This window comes from Streptomyces sp. NPDC005866 (assembly GCF_040629895.1).
GTDB lineage: Bacteria > Actinomycetota > Actinomycetes > Streptomycetales > Streptomycetaceae > Streptomyces.
Genome location: NZ_JBEXWP010000005.1, coordinates 16,735 through 31,217, shown reverse-complemented (window position 1 = coordinate 31,217; position 14,483 = coordinate 16,735). Strand labels below are relative to the sequence as shown.

Genomic DNA, 14,483 nt, shown 5'->3' with positions numbered 1-14,483 from the left:
GCGGGAGATACGCACCCCCGGGTCCCCGCCCGCTCGGTACGCGCGCCGCGCACGTGGGGAGACGGCCCGGGCACCGTGCCGGGGTCTCCAGGGGATTTCACCAGCGGGGAGAGCCTCGCCTCCCGCTTCGCGTCACTTTAGTCCACCGTGTCGCCCGGTCAATCAACCGGCCTGCGCGGCGCGTACGGCATGGTGGCGGGGGCCACCATTGGAAAGGAATCACCCGTACAGCCCTGGCTTGCCCTCCGTGTGGGTTAGCTCACAACAAGCCACAGTGACGTTCTTTGTCCCCTCCCACAGCAGGCCCTGACCGCCCGTGACCAGTACCGTTGTGTCTATGACGACTTCCGCAGCAGCTCCCACTGGATCCGAAGGCGCCATAACCGACGGCGGCACCGTGACGGACCGCCTGGTCGACGCCAACCGCACATACGCCGCCGCCTTCACCGACCCCGGCATGGACGCCCGGCCCGTGCTGCACGTGGCCGTGGTGGCCTGCATGGACGCGCGCCTCGACCTGCACAAGGCGCTCGGCCTGCAGCTCGGCGACTGCCACACCATCCGCAACGCCGGCGGTGTGGTCACCGATGACGTGATCCGCTCCCTCACCGTCAGTCAGCGCAAGCTCGGCACCCGCAGCATCGTGCTGATCCACCACACCGGCTGCGGCATGGAGGCCCTCACCGAGGACTTCCGCACCGACCTGGAGATGGAGGTCGGCCAGCGCCCGGCCTGGGCGGTGGAGTCCTTCCGGGACGTCGACCAGGACGTACGGCAGTCCATGCAGCGGGTGCGCACCTCGCCGTTCCTGCTGCACACCGACGACGTACGCGGCTTCGTCTTCGACGTCCGCACCGGTCTGCTGCGCGAGGTCGAGGCGGCCTGAGACCGAGGCTCCGACGGACCGCCCACCCCGGAAACCGCCTCCGCACCCTGTCGAGATGCTGTCGAATACGCGGTCGAAAGGCCGTAAGACCGACAAAGTGCGGGCAGTTGTCCACAGGCGAGTGACACGAATCGGTAACGGCAGCAAGAATGCGGTGTGGGACGTCGCGCGGAACTATTCACGCGTGGTGTCCGTGTTTCGGGGTGGGCCGGTTCCGCTGACAGAGCGCCGGCCCGGGCAATGATGGGCCGAGGAGGGCCGGGTGACGACCTATGACGATCGAGCGAGCCTTACTGATCTGACCGCCACTGTGGAGCGGGTCCGCAGTTCGGTGGAGGGTGTGATCGAGGGCAAGCCCGAGGTCGTACGGCTTTCGCTGACCGTGCTGCTGGCCGAGGGACATCTCCTGATCGAGGACGTCCCCGGCGTGGGCAAGACGATGCTGGCGAAGGCGCTGGCGCGGTCCATCGACTGTTCGGTGCGACGCATCCAGTTCACGCCCGACCTGCTGCCGTCGGACATCACCGGTGTGTCCATCTGGGACCAGCAGCGCCGGGACTTCGAGTTCAAGCCGGGCGCCGTCTTCGCCCAGATCGTGATCGGCGACGAGATCAACCGCGCCTCGCCCAAGACCCAGTCGGCGCTGCTGGAGTCGATGGAGGAGCGGCAGGTGACCATCGACGGGCAGACCTATGAACTGCCCAGCCCGTTCATGGTGGTGGCCACCCAGAACCCGGTCGAGATGGAGGGCACCTACCCCCTGCCGGAGGCCCAGCGCGACCGCTTCATGGCCCGCGTCTCGGTCGGCTACCCCAGCGTGGAGGCCGAGTTGCAGATGCTCGACATCCACGGCGGGGCGAGCCCCCTGGAGGACCTCCAGCCGGTGGCGCACGCGCACGACATCGTCAAGCTCGTCGAGACCGTGCGGGGAGTCCATGTCGCCGAGACCGTCCGGCGGTACGCGGTGGACCTGGTCTCCGCCACCCGGACCCACCCCGATCTCAGACTCGGCGCCTCCCCGCGCGCCACGCTGCATCTGCTGCGCGCGGCGAAGGCGTCCGCCGCCCTGAGCGGCCGGGAGTACGCGCTGCCGGACGACCTGCAGGCGCTCGCCGTCGCGGTCCTGGCCCACCGGCTGCTGCCCACCGCCCAGGCCCAGCTCAACCGGCGCACCGCGGAGCAGGTCGTCCAGGAGATCCTGCAGCAGACCCCGGTGCCGGCGGCTCCTCAGCAGCAGAACGGCTTCGGCGGTCTGGGCCGGGGCGTGCCCGCGTATCCCCAGCAGCCGCCGCGGAGTCTGTGATGAGCGTCCCGGCGGAGGCCGACCGCGAGGAGACGGGCGGTGTCCGCGCGGCCCTGGCCGGGCTGACCACCCGAGGCCGCTCCTTCCTGGCGGCCGGCATCGCGGCGGTGATCTGCGCGTACGTGCTCGGCCAGAGCGATCTGCGCCGGGTCGGGCTGCTCCTCGCCGTGCTGCCGCTGATCTGCGCGGCCGTGCTCTACCGCACCCGCTACCGGGTGGCCGGCAGCCGCCGGCTCTCCCCCTCGCGGGTGCCGGCCGGCAGCGAGGCGCGGGTCCATCTGCGGATGGACAACGTCTCGCGGCTGCCCACCGGCCTGCTGATGCTCCAGGACCGGGTGCCCTACGTCCTCGGCCCGCGCCCCCGCTTCGTCCTGGACCGGGTCGAGCCGGGCGGCCGCCGGGAGGTCTCCTACCGGGTCCGCTCGGACCTGCGCGGCCGCTATCCGCTCGGCCCGCTCCAGTTGCGCCTGACCGACCCGTTCGGGATGTGCGAACTGACCCGCTCCTTCTCGACGTTCGACACCCTGACCGTCATCCCGCGCGTGGAGCCGCTGTCGCGGATCCGGCTCAGCGGCGAGGCGAAGGGGTACGGCGACGGGCGGCAGCGCTCTCTGGCCCTGGCCGGCGAGGACGACGTGATCCCGCGCGGCTACCGGTACGGCGACGACCTGCGCCGCGTGCACTGGCGCTCCACCGCCCGCTACGGCGAGCTGATGGTGCGCCGCGAGGAGCAGCCTCAGCGCGCCCGCTGCACGGTGTTGCTGGACACCCGCGGCATCGCCTACGAGGGCGCGGGCCCCGACTCGGCGTTCGAATGGGCGGTCTCCGGCGCCGCCTCGGTCCTGGTCCACATGCTCGAACGCGGCTTCTCGGTGCGGCTGCTGACGGACACCGGCAGCTCGGTGCCCGGCGAGGGGGCCGACGGTTTCGCGGGCTCCGGCCAGGAAACGGTGGACGCGGCCGGGCTGATGATGGACACCCTGGCCGTGATCGACCACTCGGACGGCACGGGCCTGTCCCGGGCCTACGACGTGCTGCGCGGCGGGAACGAGGGGCTGCTGGTGGCGTTCCTGGGCGATCTGGACGAGGAACAGGCGGCGGTGGCCACGAAGATGCGCCAGCGCAGCGGCGGTGCCGTCGTCTTCGTCCTGGACCCGGACACCTGGGTGCGCGAGCCCACCGACGTGCCCGCCCCGGGCAACACGCACGAGGAAGGGCTGCGGACGCTGCGCGAGGCCGGCTGGACGGCGGTCAGCGTGCCGCGCGGCGCCCCGCTGGCCGAGCTGTGGCAGCAGGCCGACCGGGAGCGCGTCTCGGAGGCCGCGGTGGGCGGGGAGGCGCGGTGATGAGCGGACGGGCCCGGCTTGCCCTGACCGCGGCGGCGGCGACGCTGATGGCGTCCTGCGCCCTGCTGCCCCTGGTCTCGCCGATGACGTGGCTGTTCCAGGCGGCGTTCCTGGTGGCGGTCCAGACGGGCGTGGGCGCGGCCGCGCGCCGGGTACCACTGGCCCGGCCGCTGACGGTGGCCGCGCAGGCCCTGGTCACGCTGCTGATGCTGACCCTGGTCTTCGCCCGGGGCCACGCGCTCGCCGGGCTGATCCCCGGCCCGGGCACCTTCCGGTACTTCGCCGACCTGCTCCAGCAGGGCTCCCTGGACGTCAGCCAGTATGCGATACCCGCGCCCCTGACGGAGGGTATCCGGCTGATGGTGATCGGCGGGGTGCTGATCATCGGGCTGATCGTGGACACCCTCGCGGTGACCTTCCGCAGCGCGGCCCCGGCCGGGCTTCCGCTGCTCGCGCTGTACTCGGTGGCGGCTGGCCTGTCCGACGGGCCGACGGACTGGCTCTGGTTCCTGGTGGCGGCGGCCGGCTATCTGCTGCTGCTGCTCGCCGAGGGACGGGACCGGCTCTCGCAGTGGGGCCGGGTGTTCGGCGGGGTCTCGCGCACCCCGGGCGGCCAGGAGAGCGGCGTGGTGGCCCCGGTGCGCACCGGACGCCGGATCGGCTTCGCCGTGCTGAGCGTCGCCCTGTTCGTGCCGTTCGTGATGCCCTCGATCCAGGGTGGCCTGCTGGACGGCACCGGGACCGGTGTCGGCGTGGGCAACGGGAACGGCGGCACGATCTCCGCGGTCAACCCGCTGGTGTCGCTGCGGGACAGCCTCAACGTGGACGAGGACCGTCAGGTGCTGACCGTACGGACCAGCACCGCCGACGTCTCCGACCTGTATCTGCGGATCGTCTCCCTGGACGACTTCGACGGCACCACCTGGAAGCCGGCCCAGCGGCACATCACCGGCGTGCCGGGCACGTTCCCGGCCCCGGCCGGCCTGGGCGGTGACGTCAAGCGGGCGACGGTGAGGACCACGATCTCGGCCGCCGACTGGTACGCCCAGGACTGGCTGCCGATGCCGTACCCGCCGAGCGGGGTGAAGGTCGCCGGCACCTGGCGCTACGAGCCCGTGGGGATGACCCTCGTCGGCGACCACGGGCAGAACACGCGCGGTGAGACCTACCAGGTCACCAGCCTGGACGTGCGGCCGACGGCGGAGCAGCTGGCCGCGGCGCCGGAGCCGGCGGCGGCCATGAAGAAGGAGTACACCAAGGTGCCCTCCTCGCTGCCGTTGGTGGTGGCGCGGACGGCAGAGGCGGTCACCGCGGGCTCGACGAGCCACTACGAGGAGGCGGTCAAGCTCCAGGACTACTTCGCGGTGAACGGCGGCTTCCAGTACGACACCCAGGTGGAGGTGGGCCGGGGCGAGGGCGCGATCGCGAACTTCCTGAAGCAGAAGCGCGGTTTCTGTGTGCACTTCTCCTTCGCGATGGCCGCGATGGCCCGGACGCTGGGCATCCCGGCCCGGGTCGCGGTGGGCTTCGCGCCCGGCACCCCGCAGGCCGACGGCACGGTCTCGGTGGGGCTGAAGGACGCGCACGCCTGGCCGGAGCTGTACTTCGAAGGGGTGGGCTGGACCCGGTTCGAGCCCACGCCGACCCGGGGTACCGTCCCGTCCTACACCGTGTCGGACACCCCCGGCTCCTCGGTGCCGGACGAGGCCCTGCCCTCCAAGGGCGCGTCGGCGGCGCCGTCGGCCTCGGCCTCGCAGAGCGAGAGCTGCACGCCCCAGCTGCGCAGGCTGGACGGCTGCGCGAGCCCGTCGGCGGCGAGCACGGTGCAGCGGGGCGACGGCGGGCCGCCGTGGTGGCAGCTGGCACTGTGGGCGCTCGCCGGTCTCGCTGTGCTGGCGGTGCCGCTGTCGCCGATGCTCTACCGGCAGCAGGTGCGTGCCAACCGGCTCGGGGCCTACGACCGTACCCCCGCGGGCGTGGCGGCGCACACGCTGGCGGTCTGGCAGGAACTGGCTGACACGGCCTGGGACTTCGGCATCCCTCCGGACGAGTCGCAGACCCCGCGCGGGGCGGCGGCCCGGATCGTCCGGCTCGGCCATCTCGACCCGGTCGCCGGAGCCTCGGTGCACCGGGTGGCGGACGCGGTCGAACAGGTGCTGTACGCGCCGCGGCCGCGGTTGACGGCGGGGCTCGCGGACGACGTCCGCCGGGTGACGACCGCGCTCAGCGGCACGGTCAGCGCCCCCACGCGGCTGAGGGCGCTGTTCGCTCCACGGTCGACCGTGCGCGCGCTGTGGGCGGCGTCGGCCGGGTGGGCACGGCTGCGGGAGCGGGCGGCATCGGTCCGGCCGACCCTGCGGAAGCCGTGGGGTCAGCAGGGCTGACCGGGAAGGGGCTCGCGGAAAGGGGTTGGGCGTGACTGAGGGGTGACCACCCGCTGGGTGGTCACCCCTCAGTCACGCTCTGGTCTGTTCGGCGGCCTGTTCGGCGAAGCTTCAGTGGCCCTGCTCGTCGCGGCGGCGCTGCCAGCGCTCCTCGATGCGGTCCATCATGGAGCGCTTCGGCCGGCCCTGGCGGCGGGCCTGCGGGCCTCCCGCGGGCTGCTCGCCGGGCTTGGGAGCCTTGCGCCAGCCGGTGACGGCTAGGACCGTGCAGCCCAGCATGACGAGGAAGCCCACCACGCTGACCCAGATCTGCAGTGTGACCATTCCGGCAATGAGGAGCGCGATACCCACGAGGAAGCCGGCGACCGCCTGGTAGACCCGTCGCCGGGTGTACGTCCGCAGCCCGCTTCCCTCAAGCGCTGTCGCGAACTTGGGGTCTTCGGCGTACAGCGCTCGCTCCATCTGCTCAAGCATTCGCTGCTCGTGCTCCGAGAGCGGCACGGCGTCCTCCTCATCGTGCAGTCGCCGGGGCGACCCGGGGGGTCCCTTCAGGATAGGCAGGGAATCGCCCCCGTGAAACCCGCCCCTCTAGGCCAGTTGGCCAACCGGAATCCGCCATGGCCGTCCCGGCTCACTGAGGCTTCCATTCCCCAGCGGCCGACCCGTCATGCCGAGCGGTCTGCCTCGATCATACGGCGCAAACCCCTCGATCGGGGGGCCTGTGGCGTACTCCATCCGCTGCCGAGCCCCTGATCAGCGGGCTCGTCTCAGGAGAGTCTCAGGCCCCCGCCACACCCGGAGTCTCGCCGAGCACATGGAGCTGGGTGGCGACGGCGTGGAAGGCCGGGAGCTCGGCCGCGGCGGCCTCCAGCTTGAGCAGGGCGTCGAGAGCGCCGGGCTCGGTGTCCACCAGGACGCCGGGGACGAGGTCGGCGAAGACCCGCACACCGTGCACGGCGGCGACGGCCAGACCAGCGCCCTCGACCAGGCCGGTGAGCTGCTCGGCGGTGAAGCGGCGCGGCATGGGGTCCCCGCTGCCCCAGCGGCCGTCGGGGTCATCGAGGGCCTGCCTGGCCTCCTTGAAGTGCCCGGCGAGGGCCCGGGCGACCACGGCCCCGCCGAGCCCGGCGGCGAGCAGGCTGAGGACGCCCTCGGAGCGCAGCGCGGCCACCGTGTTGCGCACGCCCTCGGCCGGGTCGTCGACGTACTCCAGGACGCCGTGGCAGAGCACCACGTCGTGGCCGCCGCGCTCGACCACGTCGAACAGGCCGTGGACGTCGCCCTGGACGCCCTTGACCCGGTCGGCGACGCCGGCCTCGGCGGCGCGGCGCTCGAGCGCGAACAGCGCGTTCGGGCTGGGGTCGACGACGGTGACACGGTGGCCGAGGCGGGCGAGGGGTACGGCGAATTTGCCGCTGCCGCCGCCGGTGTCGAGGACGTCCAGCGTCTCCCGGCCGGTGGCCTTGACCCGGCGGTCGAGGGCGTCCTGGAGGACCTCCCAGACCACGGCGGTACGAAGAGAGGCGCGGGGTCGTGTGGGGTCCGGCACGGCAGTTGACTCCTCGGCGCGGCACCGCCTGTTGCCCGGCGGCGCGAACTCGGCGCCTTCCCGGCCCGGGGTGCGGGAGGAAGGAAGGCTTCAGGCGCTCTCCACCCTATTGCCTCCGCTGCTTTCCCATTGCCTCCGCCGCCTGGCCCCGTCACCCCGCGCCGGGCGTCTCCGGTCCCGGTCACCCCACGTCGGGCAACCCCCTGTCCGGGTCGCCGTCCGGCCGCTCCCCGTCCTGTCGGCGTGGCTGCGGCAGCACCGGCTGGAGGATGAGCATCCGCTCGACGATGCGGACGAACATCTCCACGTCCCGTATCAGATCGTCGGCGTCGCGGCGGCTGGCCGCGCCCTGGATGCCCGCTTCGGCGCGGGCACGGCGGCGGGCGCCGGAGGCGAACAGGGCACTCCATTCGGTGAGCTCGGGCGCCACCTCGGGGAGCACCTCCCAGGCGCTGCGGATGCGGGCCCGGCGCCGGGGCGAGGTCTCGGGGCGGGCGCGGGCGGCGAGCACGGCGGCCGCGGTGCGCAGGGCGGCCAGGTGGGCGGTCGCATAGCGTTCGTTGGGCGTGTGGAGCAACTCGGCCTCGTCGAGGGTGGCGTGGGCCTGGGTGAGCAGGTCGAGGGCGGCGGGCGGGGCCGTGGCCCGGCGGAGCACGGGGTGCACATCGCTCGCCGGGCCGGTCAGTGAGGGGGCAGGGCCGGTGGCGCGGCGCCGGTGGGCGGCGGCCGCTGAGGAGTTGGCCATGACGAACCTCCTGTCGTCTGGGTGACGGCTCCCTCACACGGGGGTGCCGTATGTGCCCATCGTGAGGTATGCCACTGACAATCCGTTCTGACCTGGGCTTTTGCTTCGATCGCAGGTTCGGGTTAGTTTTTGCACTGACCAGTCAGTTCAAAAAAGAAGCCGATTTCGGAAAAGACGGAGAAGGCAGGGGGGACCTGTGCACGGCGTATCTGTCACAGCCGAGCGCCTCGGGCTCAAGGGCCCGCGCGGCTGGGCGTTCCGGGGGATCTCCCTGGACGCCGGGCCCGGCGCACTGATCGCGGTCGAGGGGCCGTCCGGCTCCGGCCGCACCTGTCTGCTGCTCGCGCTCACCGGACGGATGAGGGCCACCGAGGGCACCGCGACCGTCGGCGAGGCCCGGCTGCCCATGCAGTCGGCGGCCGTGCGCCGGATCAGCGCGGTGGCCAACGTCGCCGGGGTCACCGACCTCGAACCCACCCTGACCGTCGGCGAGCACCTGCGTGAACGGGCCCTCCTGCAGCGCCGGTTCGGCGACTCGCTGCGCGCCCTGCTGCGGCCCCGGGCCGAGGGGGCCGCACGCGCGAGGCAGCTGATCGACGACGCCCTGGCCGCCGCCGGGCTCGACCTGGAGGCGCTGCCGAAGGGCGCCCGGACCGCCGTACGCGATCTGGAGCGGATCGAGGCGCTGCGCTTGTCCGTGGCGCTGGCGCTGGTCGGCAAGCCGCGACTGCTGGCCGTGGACGACGCGGACCTGAAGCTGTCGGCGGCCGAACGGGCCGAGGTGCGGGCGCTGTTCGCGTCGATCGCCGAGGCCGGGACGACCGTGGTGGCGGTGTGCGGTGAGGCGCTGGAAGGGGCGGTCGTGGTACGCACCGGGACCGCTCAGCAAGAGGAGACCGGGATGCCGGAAGGCACCGGAACCGGGGAGGAGGCCGGCGATGCACTCGCCGCGACTGGCCGCGCTTGAGCTCAGGCGCTTCGGACGGGGGAAGCTGCCCCGTGCCGCCCTGGTGGCCCTGCTGGTGCTGCCGCTGCTGTACGGCGCCCTCTACCTGTGGTCGTTCTGGGATCCGTACGGCCGGCTGGACCGCATCCCGGTGGCGCTCGTGAACAACGACGAGGGGGCGACGGCGAGCGGCAAGGAGATCACCGCGGGCGACGACATCGTCGACGGGCTGCGGGACAGCAGGACGTTCGAGTGGCACCAGGTGAGCGCGGCCGATGCGCGCCGGGGTGTCGAGGACGGCACCTACTACCTGTCGCTGACGATGCCCGCCGACTTGAGCGCGCGCATCGCCTCCAGCGCGGGCGACTCACCGGAGACTGGCGCGCTCCAGGTGCGCACGAACGACGCCAACAACTACATCGTCGGGCAGATCTCCCGCACGGTCTTCAGCGAGGTGCGCTCGGCCGCGTCGACCAAGGCGTCCCGGTCCTTCCTGGACCGCATCTTCATCTCGTTCGCCGACATCCACGGGCAGACCGTCAGGGCCGCCGACGGCGCCGACACGCTCACCGGTGGCATCGGGAAGGCCAAGAAGGGCTCGGAGGACCTCGCCGACGGGCTGAAGGATGCCAAGACCGGCAGCGGGAAGCTCGCCAAGGGGATCAAGAAGCTGGACGCGGGCGCGGGGCGTCTGGAGGACGGTTCGCAGCAGGTCGCGGGCGGCACCCAGGCCCTCGCGGACAAGGTCAACGGGGTCTACGGCAAGGTCGGCCCGTATCTGGAGGACAACGAGAAGACCATCGGTGACACGGCACGACTGGTCGCCGACTCGGCGCGGACCGTCCGCGACAACCTGGACGTTCTGGTGAAGGCGGCCCCCGCGGCCGCGAAGACCGCGCACACGGCCGCCGGCACGCTGGACGAGGTCTACCGGGCGCGTTGCTCGGCCGGGTTGCTCGACGACCCCGTCTGCCCCGACCTGAAGAAGGCCAGGGACGCGGCCGACGACGTGGCCGCCGTCGCCGACGACCTCAATACGCTGATCGCGGACCAGCACGGCGGCCTGAGGACGCTCGACGGCGACCTCGGCACCCTTCAGCAGCAGGCCGAGGCCCTCGCCGAGCGCGCCCCGCATCTCTCCGAGGACGTCGCCGACGCCGTCAAGAAGATCAACAAGCTGAACGACGGCGCGGCCGAGGTCGCCGCGGGCGCCGAGAAGCTGCACACCGGCCTGGGCACCGCCCTGACCGGCGCGACCGGCCTGGACACGGGCGTCGGCAGGCTCGAGACCGGCGCCTACGACCTCAACGGCGGGATGTACAAGCTCGTCGACGGCTCCGGCAAGCTCGCCGGCGGCCTGCGCGACGGCGCGGAGAAGATCCCCGACTACGGCGAGAAGGACCGCGACCAGCGCACCGGGGTGATGGCCGACCCGGTCCAGCTCGCCTCGCAGGACCTGCACAAGGCGCCCAACTACGGCACCGGGTTCGCGCCGTACTTCATCCCGCTGTCCCTGTGGGTCGGCGCGATGGTGGCCTACATGCTGATCCAGCCGCTCAACCGGCGTGCCCTGGCGGCCGGTTCGCCGGCCTGGCGGATCGCGCTGGCGGGCTGGCTGCCGGTGGTCGCGGTCGGGTTGCTGCAGACCGCCGCCCTGATGGCCGTACTGCACTGGGCGATCGGGCTCCAGATGGTCCGCGCGGCCGGGACGGTCGGTTTCCTGTCCCTGGTCGCGGCGTGCTTCGCGGCGATCGTGCAGTGGCTGAACGCGCACTTCGGGGCGGCCGGCCGGATCCTGGTGCTGGCGCTGCTGATGCTCCAGCTGACGTCGGCGGGCGGCACATATCCCGTGCAGACCAGTCCGGGCTTCTTCAACGCGATCCACCCGTTCCTGCCGATGAGCTACATCGTGGAAGCGCTGCGAAGGCTGATCACGGGCGGCGGGCTGGGGCCGGTGTGGCAGGCCTGCGGCGTCCTGACGGCGTTCACGGTGGGCGCGCTCGCGCTCACCGCCCTGTCGGCCCGGCGCCGCCAGGTGTGGACGCTGGACCGGCTGCACCCTGAACTGAGCCTGTGAGGACACCCATGACCTCCTCTTCCGTGCCCGCCGGCGCCACCGTTCCTGTGAGAATCAGAACCATGGAAAGCAGCAGCACCACGGGCGGCAGCACGCGCCGTGAAGCCACCCGGCAGAAGCTCTACGAGGCGGCCGTCACCCTCATCGCCGAACAGGGCTTCTCCGCCACCACCGTGGACGAGATCGCCGAGCGTGCCGGGGTCGCGAAGGGCACGGTCTACTACAACTTCGCGAGCAAGTCGGTCCTCTTCGAGGAGCTGCTGCGGCACGGCGTGGGCCTCCTCACCGCCTCCCTGAAGGAGGCCGCCGAGCGGACCGCGCGGGAGGGCGGGAGCCGGGTCGACGCCCTGGACGCGATGGTGCGCGCGGGCCTCGTCTTCATCGACCGCTACCCGGCCTTCACCCAGCTCTATGTGGCCGAGCTGTGGCGCACCAACCGGGCCTGGCAGTCGACGCTGATGGTGGTCCGGCAGCAGGCGGTCGCGGTGGTCGAGGGCGTGCTGCGCGAGGGCGTGGAGAACGGCGAGTTCAGCGACGAGATCGACATCCAGCTGACGGCGGCCGCGCTGTTCGGGATGGTGCTGGTGGCCGCGCTGGACTGGAAGTCCTTCCAGCCGGAGCGCTCCCTGGACGACGTCCATGCGGCGCTCTCCCGGCTGTTGCAGGGGCGGGTGAGCGGGAAGAAGGGCTGAGCCCTTTCGATGTCGGCACGCGCGCGTGGACGCGAGAGGGCCGCACGCGCGCGTGGGCCCATGAAAGCGCCGGCCCTCAGCGGCCGCGTCCCCCGCGGGCCGCCGTCGGACCGGCGCCTTCCGTGCACCCCCGTGTTCCCCCGGTTTCCCGTTGTTCCCCCGGGTCCCCTCTCCCCCGTGTCCCGCTTCCGCCGACGAGTCGGCGGAAGGAGAGGTCAAGGGCGCCCTCGCCGTTCCGCCGCCCCGTGTCGGCGGTACCGGACCTGGCGTCCCTTTCCGTGTCTCCACTGTGTCGTTCGCGCAGGTCGCGGCCCATCCGCGCGCGTACTCAACTCGCTCTCTAGGTACGCGTACTCACCTCTGGGCGCTCAGGCCCAGGACGCGCGGCCGCCGACTGGTTACGATCGCGTCCGTGTCGGTACTCCCCTTGGTCTTCACCAGCGGCTGGGCCAGCGGAATCAACGCCTATGCGGTGGTGCTGCTGCTCGGCCTCTTCGGCGCGACGGGCGTGAGCGACGACGTCCCCGAGACGCTGCAGCGCCCCGAGGTGCTGATCGTCGCGGGCGTGCTGTTCCTGTGCGAGGCGGTCGCCGACAAGATCCCGTACGTCGACTCGGTGTGGGACTCCGTGCACACGGTGATCCGGCCGGTGGCGGGCGCCTGGGTCGGGGCGCTGCTCGCCGGGCACAGCGGCTCTGTGTCGGACGTGGCGGCGGGGCTGATCGGGGGTTCGACGGCGCTGGCCAGCCACACGGTCAAGGCCGGGACCCGGATGGCGGTCAACACCTCACCGGAGCCGTTCAGCAACATCGTGCTGAGCTTCGCCGAGGATCTCGGGGTCGGCGCGATCGTGTCGTTCGCGATGTTCCACCCGCTGGCGGCGGCGATCATCGCGGCGGTGCTGCTGGCCACCGGTCTGATCCTGCTGGTCTTCCTGATCTCCCGGATCCGCCGCTTCCGGCGCCGCCGCGCCCAGCGCCGGGAGGAACGGCGGCTCGCGGCCCAGGTGGGCAGACCACCGGACTGACGGCCCACCGAGCGGGGTTGTCAGTGGCGGTCGATAAAGTCGCGGGCATGGGACGGATTGCGGTGATCGGCGCCGGGATGGGCGCCATGGCGGCGGCCGCCCGGCTGGCCGTCGCGGGCCACCGGGTGACGGTGTACGAGCGTACGGAGACGTACGGCGGCGGGGTGCGCCGGTTCGAGCGCGACGGGTTCGCCTTCGACACCGGCCCTGGTCTGCTGCCGCTGCCCGCCGTCTACCGCGATCTGTTCGTCAAGACCGGCAAGCAGCCGCTGGAGGACCAGGTCGAGCTGGTCCAGGTCGACCCGTCGGCCCGGCATGTCTTCGCGGACGGCACCCACGTCGCGCTGCCGAACGCCTCCCGCGCGGGCGTCGTCACCGCCCTGGACGAGGCCCTCGGGGCGGGCGCCGGACAGCGCTGGGGCGACTTCCTGGTGCGGGCCCGGGAGGCCTGGGACCGCACCAGGCGCCCGCTCCTGGAGGAGCCGCTGTGGCCGAACTGGCCCGTGCTGGCCGAGCGCGAGCCCTATCCGTCCGTGCCGCACAAGAAGCTGCTGCGCACGCGCCGGGCGACCACGCTCGCCGAGATCGGCGCCTGGGAGTTGCGCGACGAGCGGCTCGCCGCCCTCCTGAACAGCCACGCGCTCGCGTACGGCCTCGACCCCCGTGACACTCCGGCGAGCGCGGCCGTGCTGCCGTACCTGGAGCACGCCTTCGGCACCTGGTATGTGCGCGGCGGCATGAGGGAGTTGGCGCGCGCGGTGTACGAGCGGTGCGTGAAGCGCCGGGTCGAGTTCGTCTTCGGCGCGGAGGTCACCGGGGTCCTGGAGAAGGACGGCCGGGCGGCGGGGGTGGAGCTGGCCGGCGACGGGGTGGCCGACGCCGATTTCGTGGTGGCGGGCATGGCGCCGGAGGCACTCGGCCGGCCCGCGGTACGGACCGGTGCCGGTCCCGCGCCCCGGCAGGGGCTGCCGAGCCGGCTGACGGTGCTGCTGGCGCTGCGGGGCGGGCGGCCGGAGGGGACCGCTCACCGGACCGTGGTGCACGCGGCGGACCGTGCCGCGGAGCTGGACGGCCTCTTCGGCTCGGCGCCTGCCCTGCCCGGGACGGTGACGGTCCTGCGGCCCGACGACCCGGCCCTGGTCCCGGACGCGGGTCACGAGGCGGTCGCGCTGGTCGCGACGGTGCCCGCCGGGAGCGGCGGTCCCGGCTGGGCCGAGCACATGATCACCGTCGCCGAGCGTGCCGTACCCGGGCTGCGGGACCGGGTCCTGTGGCAGGAGGTGCGCAGTCCGGCGGACATCGCGGCGGAGACCGGCGCGGCCGGCGGGGCGGTCCCGCCCCCGGCGCTGGCGGCCGGCGCCGGAGGGCTGCTCCATCCGGCCAACACCACTGATCTGTCAGGCCTGTTCACGGTGGGTGGCTGGTCGCACCCCGGCGGCGGACTGCCGCACGCCGGTATGTCGGGGGCGCTGGTGGCCGGACTGATCGTGGAGGGACCGGAGTTCCGCGGCTCCCAGTGAGGCGCGGC

General features: G+C 72.7%; 12 protein-coding genes. 9 read left to right on the top strand and 3 right to left on the bottom strand.

The genetic code is table 11. The features are described from left to right. Positions 1-337 precede the first annotated feature (337 nt). The 4 genes from ABZ396_RS09115 to ABZ396_RS09100 all read left to right on the top strand — a co-directional run bounded on the left by ABZ396_RS09115 (position 338) and on the right by ABZ396_RS09100 (position 5,919). The gene (locus ABZ396_RS09115) at positions 338-886 is read left to right on the top strand and encodes a carbonic anhydrase (protein ID WP_358927037.1); all 549 of its coding nucleotides are present in this window, start codon (positions 338-340) and stop codon (positions 884-886) included. Positions 887-1,148: 262 nt separating this feature from the next. Continuing rightward, a complete protein-coding gene (locus tag ABZ396_RS09110) occupies positions 1,149-2,189 on the top strand; it encodes a MoxR family ATPase (protein WP_358927038.1) in 1,041 nt (346 codons plus the stop codon). Next, positions 2,189-3,535, top strand: coding sequence for a DUF58 domain-containing protein (locus ABZ396_RS09105; RefSeq protein ID WP_358927039.1), 1,347 nt, complete (start codon positions 2,189-2,191; stop codon positions 3,533-3,535). The genes ABZ396_RS09110 and ABZ396_RS09105 overlap by 1 nt, the downstream gene beginning before the upstream one ends. Then, positions 3,535-5,919: a DUF3488 and transglutaminase-like domain-containing protein gene (locus ABZ396_RS09100; RefSeq protein WP_358927040.1), complete on the top strand. Its 2,385-nt coding sequence runs from the start codon at positions 3,535-3,537 to the stop codon at positions 5,917-5,919. The genes ABZ396_RS09105 and ABZ396_RS09100 overlap by 1 nt, the downstream gene beginning before the upstream one ends. 111 nt (positions 5,920-6,030) lie before the next feature. Here the strand turns inward: ABZ396_RS09100 and ABZ396_RS09095 are convergent, their stop codons facing one another. The 3 genes from ABZ396_RS09095 to ABZ396_RS09085 form a co-directional block, all read right to left on the bottom strand. Further along, entirely contained in the window at positions 6,031-6,420 is a 390-nt protein-coding gene (locus tag ABZ396_RS09095; RefSeq protein WP_358921195.1) for a DUF3040 domain-containing protein, read from the bottom strand. A gap of 277 nt (positions 6,421-6,697) precedes the next feature. Continuing rightward, positions 6,698-7,468: a methyltransferase gene (locus tag ABZ396_RS09090; RefSeq protein ID WP_358921193.1), complete on the bottom strand. Its 771-nt coding sequence runs from the start codon at positions 7,466-7,468 to the stop codon at positions 6,698-6,700. Positions 7,469-7,649: 181 nt separating this feature from the next. Then, on the bottom strand, positions 7,650-8,213 hold the full coding sequence (locus tag ABZ396_RS09085) for an SAV_6107 family HEPN domain-containing protein (protein WP_358921191.1): 564 nt from the start codon (positions 8,211-8,213) through the stop codon (positions 7,650-7,652). Positions 8,214-8,409: 196 nt separating this feature from the next. On the opposite strand from ABZ396_RS09085, the gene ABZ396_RS09080 reads away from it, so the two are divergent. The 5 genes from ABZ396_RS09080 to ABZ396_RS09060 all read left to right on the top strand — a co-directional run bounded on the left by ABZ396_RS09080 (position 8,410) and on the right by ABZ396_RS09060 (position 14,475). Continuing rightward, positions 8,410-9,180: an ATP-binding cassette domain-containing protein gene (locus ABZ396_RS09080; RefSeq protein WP_358921189.1), complete on the top strand. Its 771-nt coding sequence runs from the start codon at positions 8,410-8,412 to the stop codon at positions 9,178-9,180. Further along, positions 9,152-11,236 (top strand): YhgE/Pip domain-containing protein, encoded by a 2,085-nt coding sequence (locus tag ABZ396_RS09075; protein WP_358921187.1) that lies wholly within the window; start codon positions 9,152-9,154, stop codon positions 11,234-11,236. The genes ABZ396_RS09080 and ABZ396_RS09075 overlap by 29 nt, the downstream gene beginning before the upstream one ends. Before the next feature lie 62 nt (positions 11,237-11,298). Further along, positions 11,299-11,928, top strand: coding sequence for a TetR/AcrR family transcriptional regulator (locus ABZ396_RS09070; RefSeq protein WP_358921185.1), 630 nt, complete (start codon positions 11,299-11,301; stop codon positions 11,926-11,928). Between the two features lie 412 nt (positions 11,929-12,340). Then, a complete protein-coding gene (locus ABZ396_RS09065; protein ID WP_358921183.1) occupies positions 12,341-12,955 on the top strand; it encodes a DUF4126 domain-containing protein in 615 nt (204 codons plus the stop codon). Between the two features lie 47 nt (positions 12,956-13,002). Beyond that, positions 13,003-14,475 (top strand): NAD(P)/FAD-dependent oxidoreductase, encoded by a 1,473-nt coding sequence (locus ABZ396_RS09060; protein ID WP_358921181.1) that lies wholly within the window; start codon positions 13,003-13,005, stop codon positions 14,473-14,475. The last annotated feature ends 8 nt before the right edge of the window (positions 14,476-14,483 follow it).